Genomic DNA, 13849 nt, shown 5'->3' on the forward strand with positions numbered 1-13849 from the left:
CCGATCTCGGATAGCGTCGGTTCCATGCGGCTTCACGTGGGATGTGCGATGTGGACTCATGCGTCCTGGCAGGGGCGCCTCCTGCCACATCCGCTGCCCGCCGGGGAGCGCCTGCGGGCGTACGCGACGTGGTGCAACGCGGTGGAGGGCAACACGACCTTCTACGCGACGCCGGCGAGGAGCGCGGTGGAGTCGTGGGCCGGGCAGACCGACCCCGGCTTCCGCTTCGTGATCAAACTGCCCAAGACGATCACCCACGAGCGCCGCCTCACCGGCGCCGACGAGGAGCTCCGCGCGTTTCTCGACACGATGGAGCCGCTGGGGCCGCGGAACCATGCCTTCTGGATCCAACTGCCGGGTTCGTTCGGCCCGACCGACCTCGGCGCCCTGGCGGGCTTTCTCCGCGGACTCCCCCGCTCGCACAGGTACGCCGTCGAGGTTCGCCACCGCGCGTTCTTCGACGACGCGCGATCGGCGCGGTTTCTCGAACGGGCCCTCGCCGCCGTCGACGCCGAGTGGATCCCGTTCGACACCACCGCCCTCTTCCAGCGGCCGCCGACCAGCGACGCCGAACGCGACGCGTGGACGAAGAAACCCCGGGTGCCGCGCCGTTCGTCCGCCCTCACGGAGCGTCCGATCGTCCGCTACATCGGCCGGGACGACACGGCCGGCACGGTCGAGGGCTGGGGCCACTGGATCGACACGGTCGTGGAATGGCTGCGCGAGGGCCGTTCGCCGACGGTGTTCGTCCACACCCCCGACAACGCCGACGCGCCGGTGCTCGCCCGCCGCTTCCATGACGAGGTGCGGGAGCGGCTGCCCGAGGTCGAGCCGCTGCCCGAGCCCATGCCGTCCGAGCCGCTGACCCTCTTCTGAGCAGGGCGCGGACTTCGCGTTCAACCGGTTGTTCAGAGAGCGACAAGTGCAGATCGGTAGCTTCCGGGCATGGTCCAACGATCTTTCGCCCTCGCCCTGGTGGCCGTCGCCGTACTGGCCGCTCCCACCGCCGTCTCCGCCGCGACCGGAGCCTCGTCGGCCTCGGCCGCTTCGGCGGCCTCAGGAAGCCGTAACTTCTCGTTCCGTGGGATGAACCTGAAGCTCCCGTCCGGCTGGAAGGCGCACCGTGACGGTGACCGCATCGTGGTCGTGACCGGAACGTGCGCGAATCCGGAGCCTTTCGCGCCGAACTGCCAGTCGTTCTGGGTGTTCGGTCCGAAGGCGTTCACCAACCTCCCTGTGGGGGGCGGTTCCCTCACCTATACCGGCAAGTGGCAGTTCCACCCCTTCAGCGGCGTGGTGCCCTGCCCCTTCAACGCCAAAACGAGCTGGTACCCCGGGGAGAAGCCCAGCTCGACGGGTCTGCGCCAGGTCGGCCGCGGCCACAAGGCGCTGTACACCGCCTGGCCCAACCGGTGTGTGACGAACAACGGAGCCCGGCAGACGATGCGCTTCACGCAGCGGGAGTGGTTCCTGCCCGCGTCGAAGATCCTCATCGTGGACGTCTGGAATACCCCGGAACTGTCCGGCGTGCTCAAGCAGGCCACCTGGAGCTGACCGAACCTGGCCGGGACGGGGATAAGGGCGGTTTGTCACACCCTGGCGGTACGGTCGCCCCATGCAGGACGACCTCGGGAACGGCCTCATCTGGTGGTCCACCGGCCGCGCCACCGTGGGACTGGTCGTACGCGACGGTGTCGTGGTCGAGGCCCCGCCGTACGCGCGACGCTGGGCGCAGGGGCGCGACGCCGGAGAGATCTACCGCGACGGAGATCGGCGCGCAGGCGTCACGGTCGCCTGGATCCCGGCGGACGAGTCCGTCACGGCGCCATGAGGAAGGCCGCGCCGGGCAGGCCTTGGGGGGTGACGACCGCAGGGCGCCCCGCGTGCGGGACGCCCTGCGCCGCTCGTTCACCCTGCGCCGTGCCGGAGCACCTCCGCCGCTCCGGAGCCGGCATGCCGTACGCGAGGGGCCGGCGATGTCACCCGCCGATGTGTCACCGGGCGGGGGCCGGCTCCTCCTGCTTCGTCGCCTCGGACAGGTCCACGGTCTCCCGCAGTTTGACCGGCTTGAGGAAGAGGACGGCGATGACGCCGACCACCGCGATGCCCGCGGAGATCAGGAAGATGTGCCCGGTCGCGTCGCCGTACGCCGCGCGCACGATCCCCTTGATCGGCTCGGGCAGGGCCGCGATGTTCAGACTGCCGGTCCCGGAGCCGGTCGGCTTGACGCCGATCTTGGCCAGGCCTTCGGCGATGTTGGTCGCCACCTGGTTGGCGAGGACCGCGCCCAGGACCGAGACGCCGATGGTGCCGCCAAGTGAGCGGAAGAACGTGATGGCGCCGCTGGCCGCGCCCAGCTCACGCAGCGGGACGGTGTTCTGGATGGCCAGGACGAGGTTCTGCATCGACATGCCCACCCCGATGCCGACCAGCATCATGAAGCCGCCGATGAGCACGAGCGACGTCTCGTGGTCGATCGTGGACAGGCACAGGAAGCCGACGGTGAGCACGATGGAGCCGGTCACGATGTACGGCTTGATCCGCCCACTCTGGGAGATGAGCCGCCCTGAGATCGTGGACGACACGAGCACGCCGAACATCATCGGGATGGTGAGCAGGCCCGCCTCGGTCGGGCTGTAGCCGCGGCCGATCTGGAAGTACTGCCCGAGGAACACCGAGCCGCCGAACATCGCCATGCCCACGGCGAGGCTGGCCAGGATGGCGAGGGCGGGGGTGCGCATCCGCACGATGTGCAGCGGAACGACCGGCTCCTTCACACGGGACTCGACCAACACCGCGAGGGCGAGGATGATCACCGCGCCGCCGACCATGACGGCCGTCTGCCACGACAGCCAGTCGAAGGAGCCTCCGACGAAGGTGACCCAGATGAGCAGGAGGCTGACGCCCGCGGCGATCAGGGTGGCGCCGGCGTAGTCCACCTTGGCGTCGGGCCGCCGCACCGTCGTGACCTTCAGCGTCTTGTGCAGCAGGACGAACGCGATCAGCGTGAACGGCACGGCGATGAAGAAGCACCACCGCCAGCCGAGCCAGGAGGTGTCCGCGATCAGGCCGCCGAGCAGCGGGCCGCCGACGGTCGCGACCGCCATGACGCCGCCCAGGTAGCCGTTGTACTTGCCGCGCTCCTTCGGGGGGATCATCGCGGCGATGATGACCTGGACGAGGATCTGCAGCGCGCCCATGCCGAGCCCCTGGAAGGCGCGGAAGGCGATGAGCTGCCCGGTGTTCTGGGCGAAGCCCGAGGCCAGCGAGCCGAGCAGGAAGATCACGATCGAGACCTGCAGCAGCGTCTTCTTGCTGAACAGGTCGGCGAGCTTGCCCCAGATGGGCGTGGACGCGGTCGCCGCGAGCAGGGAGGCGGTGACGACCCAGGTGTACTGCGACTGCGTGCCGTTGAGGGCCCCGATGATCTGGGGGAGCGCCACCGACACGATGGTGCTGCTGATCATGGCGACGAACAGCACCAGGAGGAGGCCGCTGAGGGCTTCCAAGATCTGCCGATGGGTCATCTGTGTCTGGCCTGGCGGCGAAGCGGTCTGCGCGCTCAAGAGCTGCCTCCGTAGCAGGTGGAGAGGGGATACGAGCGATCGCATAATATATGCCCACTGAGCAACTTTGCTCAGTGGGCATATATTCCCGGACGCTAGGATTGCCGGAACATGGATACGACGGTGGGGCTGCGCGAGCGCAAGAAGGCCGAGACCCGGCAGGCCGTCCACGAGGCCGCCATGCGGCTCACGATGGAGCACGGCCTGGACAACGTCACCGTCGAGGCGATCGCCGACGCGGCCAACATCTCTCGGCGCACGTTCTCGAATTACTTCGCCGGCAAGGAGGACGCACTCCTGTACGGCGAGCAGCGCCGCGTCTGGTCCCTGGTGGAGGCGTTCCGCGAGCGGCCGGCGGAGGAGCCCACGTGGCAGGCGCTGCTCAGCGCGGCACGCAGCCTCTACGCGGAGGTGGGCGAGCCCAACCGCGAGCGGGCGATTCAGACGAGGCTCGTCAAGCAGCACCCGTCTCTGCTGGCCAGGCAGATGGCCAACCACATCCGCGTCGAGCGGGAGCTGGCGCGGGCCATCGCCGAGCGCGAGGGACTTGAGCCGGGCGCCTCGCGGCCGTGCGTCCTGGCGGCCGCGTATCTGATGAGCCTCCGCATCGCCGCCAACCTCTGGATCGACGGTCAGTCGGACGAGTCCCAGCCGCGCAGCCTCCTCGAACTGGCCGAAGAGGTCCTCGCCGAGGTCGCCCAGCCGTTCCGGTAACAGGAACGCGTACGCCCGGAGACGCCGACGGGCCCCGATCCCCTGGGGGAACGAGGCCCCGGCCGCGCGGGGACGCCGTACTCACATGAAGTAACGGAGCCAGACGTAGATCCAGGCCAGCACGGTGCTGAGGATCGTGACGACGATGCCGTACTTCGTGAACTGCCAGAACGAGATCCGGTGACCGGTCCTGGCCGCGATGCCCAGCGCCACGACGTTGGCGCTCGCGGCCACCGCCGTGCCGTTGCCGCCGAAGTCGGCCCCGAGGGCGAAGGCCCACCACAGCGCCTGCCCGATGCCCGCGTCCGGCGCCTGGGCGACCAGCCCCTCGACGACCGGTGTCATGGTGGCCACGTACGGGATGTTGTCGAAGAACGCGCCGAGCACGGCCGAGCCGAACAGCAGTGAGGTCGCCGCGCCGAAGAAGTTGTCGCCCACGGCACTGATCGCCCACGTGCCCACGGCCGAGATGACCCCGGTGTGGACGAGCCCGGCGACCATGACGAACAGGCCCATGAAGAACACCAGGGTGGGCCACTCGACCTCGCGGAGCACCTCCGGGACATCCGGACGGGCCACCATGATCATCAGTCCGGCGCCGACCAGGGCCACGATCGAGGGCTCGATGTGGACGACCGCGTGCAGTCCGAAACCGGCGATGACGAGCCCGAGCACGACCAGGCAGCGCGCCAGCAGGCGCGGGTCGGTGATGGCCCGCCGCTCCTGCAGCGCCATCACCGACGCCACGTTGTCCGGGTTGTACCGCAACGACTTCCGGAACAGCAGGCCGGTGAGCAGCACGAACACCACGAAGATCACAACGACGATCGGCGTCATGTGGACGAGGAAGTCGTTGAACGTCAGCCCGGCCCGGCTGCCGATGATGATGTTGGGCGGATCGCCGATCAGCGTGGCCGCGCCGCCGATGTTCGAGGCGAGGACCTCCGCGATGAGGAACGGCTGGGCGGGGATGCGCAGCCGGTCGCAGACCAGGACGGTGACCGGCGCGACCAGCATGATCGTGGTGACGTTGTCCAGGAACGGCGAGGCCACCGCGGTGATGACCATCAGCATCACCATGAGCCGGTACGGCCGGCCGCGTGACTTCTTGGCCGCCCAGATGGCCAGGAAGTCAAACAACCCCGTCTGCTTGATGATCCCGACGATGATCATCATGCCGAGGAGCAGGAAGACGACGTTCCAGTCGATGCCCTCGTGCTCGGAGAAGAAGACTTTGGCCCCGGGGATCAGCCCGAGGACGGCCATCGCCCCCGCCGCGACGAGCACGACTTTGACCTTGTCCACCTTCTCCGTGGCGATGAGGAAGAACGCGACGACGAAGATGGAGAGCGCGGCGACAGAGCTCATCCGGTCCATCCCGGCGGGCCGGCCGGCGCGATGGTCGCGGCGCGGGCTGCGGGACGCGCGGTCGGTATGGCTGGGCGGAGTGACGACGCTGAAGACGCGGTAGAGCGGTGCACGAGAAGGCCTCCGAACGATATGCGGACATGCGCCACCCACCGCGCCGCCGATTCACGGCGCGGCGTGAGTCCGTACGCGAGCGGAGAACGGCCGTCAGCGGGCGGCGCGCCGGGCCGAGCCGGACCATGCCGGACCACGGGGACCGGTCGTGGGCAAGGCCCGGACGCGCGCGAACGCCCCAGGGCGACGCCGTCGACGCCTGGGTGGCGGTGTTTTCAGGGATTCAAAGTGAGAGCAGGGGTGAACAGCTTGGGGATCGCGGGTTGAGGCGGCGCGGGTCAGCCGTCCGAGTCCGAGACGGCCATGCCGGTGAGCAACCCGTCCAGCGTGATCGCCCCGGCGAGCACGCCCGAGCGGTCCACCACCGCCACCAGGGGGCTGCGCATGGACGCCATCACGGCCGCCACCTCAAGGAGCGTCGCGTTCAGGGGCACGATCACCGGCCGGAGCGACTGCGACGGCAGGCAGTCGCCCACCGTGCGGGCGCCGAGCTCCTGCCAGAAGATGTCGGCGTGCGCCTCGTCCACCGTCCGGGCGAGGGCCGGATCCTCCTGGTACGTCCGCGGGACCGCCAGACGGAGCACCTGCGTCCCGGGCAGCACCACGCGTGGGCGGCCCATGCCGTCCACGACGATGAGCCCCGGCAGCCGGCCGAGGGTCATCACCCGGACCGCCCTGGTCACCGGGTCGCCGACGGTGACCGTCGGCAGTTGTACCGCTATGTCGTGTGCCCGCATGTCACCGTCCCGTCGTCTTTCCTTCTCCGGCCGCCGTCGCCGTACGGGCCGGTCATGACTTCTCCGTGAGCTCGGCGAGCCGCCGCTCAAGTTCGGCGAGCCGGTCGGAGACGGACCGGTCGCTCAGGATCGCGGCGATCTGGTCGGCCTCGTCCCGGTCCATGATGATGGTCTGCCTCGGCACATCCGGGTCGCCCGAGGGTTCGTAGATCAGCAGTGAGCGCCGCTCGGCGTCGTCGACCATGACGCCGAATCGCTGGCCGGCGCGCGTCCCGCAATGGTGCAGCACGCCGACGCCGGGGACGGTGGTGCGGGTGATGTCCATTTCCGTTGTGTCTCCGTTCCTCGTCCCTGCTGGTGGCCGGGGTGACGTCAGCCCGCTGAAGTCATCGCTCTCCTCTCTGCCATCGGCCCCGCGTCGGGGATCCGGGGCGTGGCGACGGGAGCCCGGGCACCCGCCGCCTCAAGTCTTGCCGCGGGCAGCCCCGGCCGCCATCGGGTCCAGCACCCATCCTGAGTGGGGGACGGCATGTAGAAATCGCAGATGGGAGGGCGCGGGCCCGCGCGCGGATACGCGACGGGCCGGATGGACAAACACTCCTCGCCGCCACCACGGTGGGGGTATGAGCAATCTCGCCGACCGGCAGACGGGCGGGCCGCCCCAGGCGTCCCGCTCGCGGTGGAGGGCCCCGCGCACGCTGTTCTGGCGGCTCTTCATGATCAACGGCTTGGTCTTCACCGCGGGCACGCTGATCCTCGCGGTCTCCCCGGCCACCGTCTCGTCCCCGGTCCTGCTGAAAGAGGTGCCGGTCCTGACGGTCGGGCTGGCGCTGATCCTCGGCGCGAACGCGGTGCTGCTGCGGGCGAGCCTGGCGCCGCTCGGCGCGCTGGCGACGCTGATGCAGCGGGTCGATCTGCTGCGCTCCAGCGGCGACCGGCTCGCGCTGCGCGGCACCGGCGACCTGACCCACCTGGTCGAGACCTTCAACGCCATGCTGGACCGTCTGGAGGCCGAGCACAGCACCAGCAGCGCGCACGCGCTGGCGGCGCAGGAGGCCGAGCGCGGCCGCATCGCCAGGGAACTGCACGACGAGATCGGCCAGACCCTCACGGTCGTGTTGCTCGGGCTCAAGCGCGCCATCGACCGCGCGCCGGAGGACCTGCGCGACGACCTGCACGCCGTCCAGGAGACGGTCCGGTCCAGCCTGGACGAGGTACGGCAGATCGCCCGCCGGCTGCGGCCCGGTGTCCTGGAGGATCTGGGCCTGCTCAGCGCTCTCAGCTCGCTGGCGACGGACGTCGCCCAGGTCAGCAAGCTGTCGGTGGCGCGCAGAACGGATCCCGACCTGCCCGCCCTGTCCGGGGACGTCGAGCTCGTCATCTACCGGATCACCCAGGAGAGCCTGACGAACGTGACCCGGCACGCCGGGGCCACCCGGGTGGAGTTGTCGCTGACGGCCGAGCCCGGCGCCGTGGTTCTGCGCGTCGCCGACAATGGCCGGGGCGGGGTGCTCCAGGAGGGCGCGGGCATCCGGGGCATGCGCGAGCGGGCGCTGCTCGTCGGCGCGTCGCTGACCGTCACCTCGCCTCCCGGGGAAGGCACGGAGATACGGCTCGTCGTCCCCGTCTCGATGGAAAAAACGACAGAAATCACGGCGAAACGGAGTTGACCCGGTGGACACGCCCACGACCCGGATCCTGCTGGCGGACGACCACGCGCTGGTCCGCCAGGGCCTTCGGCTGATCATCGACGCGGAGCCCGACCTCACGGTCGTCGCGGAGGCTGCCGACGGCGCCGAGGCGGTCGAACGCGCCTCCGAGGAGGAGGTCGACCTGGCGATCCTGGACATCGCGATGCCGCGTATGACCGGGATCCAGGCGGCGCGCGAGATCTCCCGGCGCGCCCCCGGCATCCGCATCCTGATGCTGTCGATGTACGACAACGAGCAGTACTTCTTCGAGTCGCTCAAGGCGGGCGCGTCCGGCTACGTGCTGAAGTCGGTCGCCGACCGCGACCTGCTGGAGGCGTGCCGGGCGGCCATGCGCGGAGAGCCGTTCCTCTATCCGGGCGCGGTCGCCGCGCTGATCCGCGACTACCTGCAGCGCGACCGGCAGGGTGAGGCCATGCCGGACAGCATCCTGACGCCGCGCGAGGAGGAGATCGTCAAGCTGATCGCCGAGGGACACTCCTCCAGGGAGATCGCGGAGACCCTCGTCATCAGCGTGAAGACCGTCGACCGGCACCGCGCCAACATCCTGCAGAAGCTCGGCATGCGCGACCGGCTCGAACTGACCAAGTACGCCATCCGGGCCGGGCTGGTCGAGCCCTGAGGGGACGAAAAACCGAGAAGGAAAACCGAGAACAAGACGACGACAAACCGAGGGGAGCGCTGATATCCTCAACCCTCTATGCCTTTGGGCGGCAAACAAAACACCCAACGATAGGATCGTACCAAAACCATGGCGAGTGGTCAAGTCGCGCAAGCGCTCCAGGAAGAACAGTCCTACGTCTCCATGCTCTACGACCGGCTCGACACCGTACGGGGACGCGCCGAAGCGGCGCTGACCACGGTCCTGGCCCGTGGCGGGTCCGGCGGCACCCGCCAGGCCCGCATCGAGCGCGAGGTCTCCGCGGACGAGCAGTTCCGGCGCGTCACGCAGCTCTCCAGCGTCGAACGCGGCCTGTGCTTCGGCCGGATCGACGACTCCGGCGGCGAGACCTACTACATCGGCCGGATCGGGCTGCGCGACGACGAACACGACTCCGTCCTCATCGACTGGCGGGCCCCCGCGGCCCGGCCGTTCTACGTTGCCAGCCCCAGCGACCCGGGCGCCCTCGTCCGCCGCCGGCACATCCACACCCGCGGCCGTGCCGTCACCGGGCTGGACGACGAGGTCTTCGACCTCGACCGGATGGACGACCGCGACCGCAACAACCTTGTCGGCGAGGCGGCCCTGATGGCGGCGCTGCGCCGCGGTCGCACCGGGCGGATGGGCGACGTCGTCGCCACGATCCAGACCGAGCAGGACCGGGTGATCCGGTCCGGCCTGGGCGGGGCGCTCGTGGTCCAGGGAGGGCCGGGTACCGGCAAGACCGTCGCCGCCCTCCACCGGGCGGCCTACCTCCTCTACGCGCACCGCACCACGCTGGAACGCCGAGGCGTGCTCGTGATCGGCCCGAACGCCATGTTCAGCCGCTACATCAGCCAGGTGCTGCCCTCGCTCGGCGAGACCGAGGTCGTCCTGTCCAGCGTCGGCGAGCTCCACCGCGGCATCCACGCCACCGTGGACGACGCTCCGGCCGTCGCCTCGGTCAAGGGCGACCTGCGGACGGCCGAGGTGATCGAGGCCGCCGTACGCGACCGCCAGTGCGTCCCGGACGGCGACCTGGAGGTCCTGATCGACGTCCGCACGTCCATCCGCGGCGGAGTCGAGGTCGTCGTCGAGCGGATGGCTCTGAGCCTCGACCACGACGCCTGCGTGCGCGCCCGCGACCGGGCCCGCGCCCTCGGCCGGCCGCACAACATGGCCCGCCGGACCTTCGTCAACAAGGTGCTCATGGGCCTCGCCGTGGACGAGGCCAGGCAACTCGACCGGCCGTACGACGAGGAGGACCTGCGCTACGCGCGCGAGGCGCTCTGGGGGCAGGCGTCGGTGCGGGCGGCGCTGGAGGAGCTGTGGCCGTACCTGACGCCGGAACGGCTGGTCGGTGAGCTCCTCTCGGATCCGGACCGGCTGCGCGCCGCGACGGCCGGCCTGCTCCGCGACGAGGAGCGTGACGCGCTGCTCCGCCCGGCGGGCTCCCCCTGGACGATCGGGGACGTGCCCCTGCTCGACGAGGCCGCCGAGCTCCTCGGCGAGGACGACGCTGAGGCCAAGGCGCGCGAGCGGGCGGCGGCCGAGGAACGCGACGACGAGGAGGCCTACGCCAGGGGCGTGCTGGAGATCGCCGACCTCACCGAGCTGATGGACGCCACCGCCCTCGCCGCCCGGCACCACGACGGCGGTCCGGTCGTGACCACCGCCCAGCGGGCGCTGGCCGACCGCTCCTGGGCGTACGGACACGTGATCGTGGACGAGGCGCAGGAGCTGTCCGCGATGGCCTGGCGCGCCGTCATGCGCCGGATCCCGGCCCGGTCCCTCACCGTGGTCGGCGACATCGCCCAGACCGGATCCGCCGCCGGAGCCCGCTCCTGGGCCGAGATGCTCGACCCGTACGTCGCGGGCCGCTGGCGCGAGGAGCGGCTGCTGGTGAACTACCGGACGCCCGTGGAGATCATGGACGTCGCCGCCGACGTGCTGAAGGCGGTCGCCCCGGAGCAGGAGCCTCCCGTCTCAGTACGGGACGGCGAGGCGCGCCCGCGTGCCGTGCCGTACGAGAGGACGGACCTGCGCGCCCTGGTCGAGGAGGAGCTGGAGGCGATCGGGGACGGCCGGCTCGCGGTGCTCACCCCCGACGCCCGGCACTCGGAGATCGCCGCGCTCTTCCCCCCGGAGGGCGACGACCCGCTGGAGGCACCGGTCGCCGTGCTCACCGTGAACCGGTGCAAGGGCCTGGAGTTCGACGCGGTGGTGGTCGTCCGGCCCGCCGAGATCCTCACGCAGTCGCCCAAAGGCGGCCAGGACCTGTACGTCGCGATCACCAGGGCCACCCGGCGGCTCACCGTGCTGCACGACGGCGACCTGCCCGGCATACTCGCCCGGCTGGCCCGCGACGACCGGCGGACGACGGGCTGAACCGGGGCGCTGTGCGGAACGCCCGGCACGGTCCGGGAAACGAGAACGGGCCGCGCGCCCTGAGGCGCCGGCCCGCGGGTGGCAGCGGCCGGCGCCGGAGCGCCGGCCGTACGCACTATTGGATCTTGCCCGCGATCTCGTCGGCCTTGCCGCCGGCCTTCGTGGCGGCCTGCTGTGCCTTGCCACCGGCCCTGGCACCGGCCTGCTCGACCTTCTCGCCGGCCCACCTGGTGGTCTCGGCCGTGGTCTCCCTCGTGCTCTCGGCCCACCGGCCGGACTTGTTCCGGTACATCAGCGCGCCGGCCACGCCGATCGCCAGACCGGCGAACAGCATCAGCATCGGCCAGCGGCGCCGGGGCCGGGCGAAGGATTCGGGTTCGACCCGCCGGGCCGCTTCGTGGAGGAACGAGCTCACGCGAGGGGCGATCTGGTCCTCGACGGTGCACGCGGCCTGCTCCAGCTTCGGCGCCACCCACACGCGGGCGTCGGTGATGCGGGTCGCGGTGACGTCGCGCGCGTTCCCCATCATCGGGGGCACCTTGCCCATCATGGGCGTCACCTTGCCCACCATCGGGCTGACCTTTTCCGTGATCGGGCTCATCTTGCTGACCATCGGACGCATCTGGACCTGCATGCGGCCCTTTATGCGGCCCAGTCCCCCCCGCGGCATCTGTACGCTGACGCGGTTCCTTCTGAGTGTCAGGGACACGACAAACCTCCCCGTTGTTGGGGCCCCGTGACGACCCTCTTCCCGTGTCAAAGCGGCTCAATCATGACGCCGCCTCCCCAGGCGGGGTCGATACGCTGTTCACCGAAGTTCAACGGACAACCGAAACCTGCACGAAAAGGGGGCGGCCCTCGTGGCTGAGAACCTCATCGCGAACCTTCGCACCAATCACGGCACCATCCGGATCAAGCTCTTCCCGTTCCTGGCGCCGAAGACCGTGCGCAACTTCGTCGAGCTGGCCGAAGGCACCCGGGAGTGGACCCACCCCGCGACCGGCGAGAAGACCACCGCCAAGCTGTACGACGGCACGATCTTCCACCGCGTCATCAACGGGTTCATGATCCAGGGCGGCGACCCGCTCGGCCAGGGCATCGGCGGCCCCGGCTACGACTTCGACGACGAGATCCACCCGGAGAACAACTTCAACCGGCCCTACCTGCTCGCCATGGCCAACGCCGGCAAGCGCTTCGGCAAGGGCACCAACGGCTCGCAGTTCTTCATCACGGTCGGCCCCACGCCGCACCTCAACCAGGGCCACACCATCTTCGGCGAGGTCATCGAGGGCACCGAGGTCGTCGACTCCATCGCCAAGACCCCGACCGGCCGGCAGGACCGGCCCGTCAACGACGTGGTGATCGAGGAAGTCACCATCGAGCGTTCGTGAAAATCGGCTTATAAGCTGGGGGGTCGTGGACACGCCCTTCGGAAGGACCCCATGACCTCCCAGCCACCGCCGATGCACCCGGGGGCGGAAGCCGCACCGACCTGCTACCGCCACCCGGAGCGCGAGACCTACGTGCGATGCCAGCGCTGCGAGCGCTCCATCTGCCCTGACTGCATGCGCGACGCCGCCGTCGGCCACCAGTGCGTCGAATGCGTTGAGCAGGGCAACCGCAGCGTCCGGCCCGCCCGCGCGATGTTCGGCGGGGCCGTGGTCACCAAACCACGTGTGACCTGGGCCCTGCTGATCATCAACGTGCTCGCCTACCTCGCCGAGATCGCCGACCCCGAAGGGGTCATCGGGCGCTTCGCGACGTGGTCCTACGGGATCTACCAAGGCGAGTGGTGGCGCCTCATCACCGGAGCGTTCCTGCACGCCCCGCTGACGTCCAGCTGGTCCCTGTCCCACATCCTCTTCAACATGTGGGCGCTGTACGCCATCGGCCCCGAGCTGGAACGGCGGCTCGGCTCCCTCCGCTTCGCCGCGCTGTACCTGCTCTCCGCGCTCGGAGGCTCGGTCGCCGTCTACCTCTTCGGCGAACTGGCCGTCGGCGCTTCCGGCGCGATCTACGGCATGTTCGGCGCGCTCTTCGTGGTGTCCAGGAAGCTCGGCTTCGACGCCCGCGGCGTCCTCTGGCTGATCGGGATCAACGTCGTCCTGACCTTCGTCGTCTCCGGGATCAGCTGGCAGGGCCACCTCGGCGGCCTGGTGACCGGCACCATCGTCGCGGCCGCCTTCGTCTACGCGCCGCGCCGATCCCGGAACGCCGTCCAGCTCTCCGCCGTCGTCGCTTTGCTCGCGATCATGGCGGTGATCCTGCTGACATTCCCGCCGTACGGCGTAATCGCGTGATCTCGTCCACAGGTGTGGATAAGCCTGTGGACAACGATCGTCGTCAGCGCCAGCGTGTGGAAAGGATCACACCGAAGATGATCGCACCGAAACCGATCAGCAGGTTCCAGTTGCCGAGGGCCCCCAGACCCGGCATGTCCGGCGCGATGTAGTACACCGCGATCCAGGCGATCCCGAGGATCCAGCACACGACCATCAGCGGAGCGAGCCACCGGGGGCTGACGTTCACCGTCTGCGCCTTCTGCGGCGGCGTGTAGACGGCCTTCTTACGGGTCTTGGACTTCGGCACGGCAGTTCCCTCGTTAGTGGGCGC

General features: G+C 69.9%; 15 protein-coding genes. 9 read left to right on the forward strand and 6 right to left on the reverse strand.

What is annotated here, in order from left to right; all coding sequences use genetic code 11:
- Positions 1-48: 48 nt before the first annotated feature.
- The 3 genes from ACQP1V_RS00455 (at position 49) to ACQP1V_RS00465 (ending at position 1831) form a co-directional block, all read left to right on the forward strand.
- Positions 49-876: a DUF72 domain-containing protein gene (locus ACQP1V_RS00455; RefSeq protein WP_433417640.1), complete on the forward strand. Its 828-nt coding sequence runs from the start codon at positions 49-51 to the stop codon at positions 874-876.
- 69 nt (positions 877-945) lie between these two features.
- On the forward strand, positions 946-1554 hold the full coding sequence (locus tag ACQP1V_RS00460) for a hypothetical protein (protein ID WP_433417643.1): 609 nt from the start codon (positions 946-948) through the stop codon (positions 1552-1554).
- 61 nt (positions 1555-1615) lie between these two features.
- Positions 1616-1831 carry a hypothetical protein gene (locus ACQP1V_RS00465; protein WP_387417135.1) on the forward strand — a complete coding sequence of 72 codons (216 nt, stop codon included), beginning with the start codon at positions 1616-1618 and terminating at the stop codon, positions 1829-1831.
- Positions 1832-1994: 163 nt separating this feature from the next.
- Here the strand turns inward: ACQP1V_RS00465 and ACQP1V_RS00470 are convergent, their stop codons facing one another.
- Positions 1995-3527, reverse strand: a complete 1533-nt coding sequence (locus ACQP1V_RS00470; protein WP_387417149.1) for an MDR family MFS transporter — start codon at positions 3525-3527, stop codon at positions 1995-1997.
- Between the two features lie 150 nt (positions 3528-3677).
- On the opposite strand from ACQP1V_RS00470, the gene ACQP1V_RS00475 reads away from it, so the two are divergent.
- Complete coding sequence (locus tag ACQP1V_RS00475) at positions 3678-4280, forward strand: TetR/AcrR family transcriptional regulator (protein ID WP_387417134.1); 603 nt, start codon at positions 3678-3680, stop codon at positions 4278-4280.
- An 81-nt stretch (positions 4281-4361) separates the two neighbouring features.
- Here the strand turns inward: ACQP1V_RS00475 and ACQP1V_RS00480 are convergent, their stop codons facing one another.
- The 3 genes from ACQP1V_RS00480 to ACQP1V_RS00490 all read right to left on the reverse strand — a co-directional run bounded on the left by ACQP1V_RS00480 (position 4362) and on the right by ACQP1V_RS00490 (position 6824).
- A complete protein-coding gene (locus ACQP1V_RS00480; protein WP_067138264.1) occupies positions 4362-5648 on the reverse strand; it encodes an SLC13 family permease in 1287 nt (428 codons plus the stop codon).
- Between the two features lie 392 nt (positions 5649-6040).
- Entirely contained in the window at positions 6041-6499 is a 459-nt protein-coding gene (locus ACQP1V_RS00485; RefSeq protein ID WP_433417646.1) for a CBS domain-containing protein, read from the reverse strand.
- Between the two features lie 52 nt (positions 6500-6551).
- Positions 6552-6824 carry a hypothetical protein gene (locus ACQP1V_RS00490; RefSeq protein WP_387417132.1) on the reverse strand — a complete coding sequence of 91 codons (273 nt, stop codon included), beginning with the start codon at positions 6822-6824 and terminating at the stop codon, positions 6552-6554.
- A gap of 298 nt (positions 6825-7122) precedes the next feature.
- Between ACQP1V_RS00490 and ACQP1V_RS00495 the strand changes: the two genes are divergently transcribed.
- From ACQP1V_RS00495 to ACQP1V_RS00505, 3 genes are all read left to right on the forward strand, one after another.
- Positions 7123-8169, forward strand: a complete 1047-nt coding sequence (locus ACQP1V_RS00495; protein ID WP_387417131.1) for a sensor histidine kinase — start codon at positions 7123-7125, stop codon at positions 8167-8169.
- Positions 8170-8173: 4 nt separating this feature from the next.
- On the forward strand, positions 8174-8830 hold the full coding sequence (locus tag ACQP1V_RS00500) for a response regulator (protein ID WP_387417130.1): 657 nt from the start codon (positions 8174-8176) through the stop codon (positions 8828-8830).
- A 129-nt stretch (positions 8831-8959) separates the two neighbouring features.
- The gene (locus tag ACQP1V_RS00505) at positions 8960-11236 is read left to right on the forward strand and encodes a HelD family protein (RefSeq protein WP_433417650.1); all 2277 of its coding nucleotides are present in this window, start codon (positions 8960-8962) and stop codon (positions 11234-11236) included.
- A 115-nt stretch (positions 11237-11351) separates the two neighbouring features.
- Here the strand turns inward: ACQP1V_RS00505 and ACQP1V_RS00510 are convergent, their stop codons facing one another.
- Positions 11352-11870, reverse strand: coding sequence for a YtxH domain-containing protein (locus tag ACQP1V_RS00510; RefSeq protein WP_433417653.1), 519 nt, complete (start codon positions 11868-11870; stop codon positions 11352-11354).
- Positions 11871-12096: 226 nt separating this feature from the next.
- Here ACQP1V_RS00510 and ACQP1V_RS00515 point away from each other — a divergent pair, with 226 nt between their 5' ends.
- Entirely contained in the window at positions 12097-12627 is a 531-nt protein-coding gene (locus tag ACQP1V_RS00515; protein WP_433417656.1) for a peptidylprolyl isomerase, read from the forward strand.
- A 51-nt stretch (positions 12628-12678) separates the two neighbouring features.
- Positions 12679-13536 (forward strand): rhomboid family intramembrane serine protease, encoded by an 858-nt coding sequence (locus tag ACQP1V_RS00520; RefSeq protein ID WP_387417126.1) that lies wholly within the window; start codon positions 12679-12681, stop codon positions 13534-13536.
- A gap of 43 nt (positions 13537-13579) precedes the next feature.
- Here ACQP1V_RS00520 and ACQP1V_RS00525 read toward each other — a convergent pair whose 3' ends face one another.
- Positions 13580-13825: a cell division protein CrgA gene (locus ACQP1V_RS00525; protein ID WP_433220576.1), complete on the reverse strand. Its 246-nt coding sequence runs from the start codon at positions 13823-13825 to the stop codon at positions 13580-13582.
- Positions 13826-13849 lie beyond the last annotated feature (24 nt).

Source organism: Microtetraspora malaysiensis (assembly GCF_050947145.1).
Taxonomy (GTDB): domain Bacteria; phylum Actinomycetota; class Actinomycetes; order Streptosporangiales; family Streptosporangiaceae; genus Microtetraspora_A; species Microtetraspora_A malaysiensis.

Coding starts and splice junctions, on each gene's coding strand:
- ACQP1V_RS00455 (WP_433417640.1), top strand. CDS start 49: ATGTGGACTCATGCGTCCTGGCAGGGGCGCCTCCTGCCACATCCGCTG.
- ACQP1V_RS00480 (WP_067138264.1), bottom strand. CDS start 5,648: ATGAGCTCTGTCGCCGCGCTCTCCATCTTCGTCGTCGCGTTCTTCCTC.
- ACQP1V_RS00495 (WP_387417131.1), top strand. CDS start 7,123: ATGAGCAATCTCGCCGACCGGCAGACGGGCGGGCCGCCCCAGGCGTCC.
- ACQP1V_RS00460 (WP_433417643.1), top strand. CDS start 946: ATGGTCCAACGATCTTTCGCCCTCGCCCTGGTGGCCGTCGCCGTACTG.
- ACQP1V_RS00475 (WP_387417134.1), top strand. CDS start 3,678: ATGGATACGACGGTGGGGCTGCGCGAGCGCAAGAAGGCCGAGACCCGG.
- ACQP1V_RS00485 (WP_433417646.1), bottom strand. CDS start 6,499: ATGCGGGCACACGACATAGCGGTACAACTGCCGACGGTCACCGTCGGC.
- ACQP1V_RS00505 (WP_433417650.1), top strand. CDS start 8,960: ATGGCGAGTGGTCAAGTCGCGCAAGCGCTCCAGGAAGAACAGTCCTAC.
- ACQP1V_RS00520 (WP_387417126.1), top strand. CDS start 12,679: ATGACCTCCCAGCCACCGCCGATGCACCCGGGGGCGGAAGCCGCACCG.
- ACQP1V_RS00465 (WP_387417135.1), top strand. CDS start 1,616: ATGCAGGACGACCTCGGGAACGGCCTCATCTGGTGGTCCACCGGCCGC.
- ACQP1V_RS00510 (WP_433417653.1), bottom strand. CDS start 11,870: ATGCAGGTCCAGATGCGTCCGATGGTCAGCAAGATGAGCCCGATCACG.
- ACQP1V_RS00490 (WP_387417132.1), bottom strand. CDS start 6,824: ATGGACATCACCCGCACCACCGTCCCCGGCGTCGGCGTGCTGCACCAT.
- ACQP1V_RS00470 (WP_387417149.1), bottom strand. CDS start 3,527: ATGACCCATCGGCAGATCTTGGAAGCCCTCAGCGGCCTCCTCCTGGTG.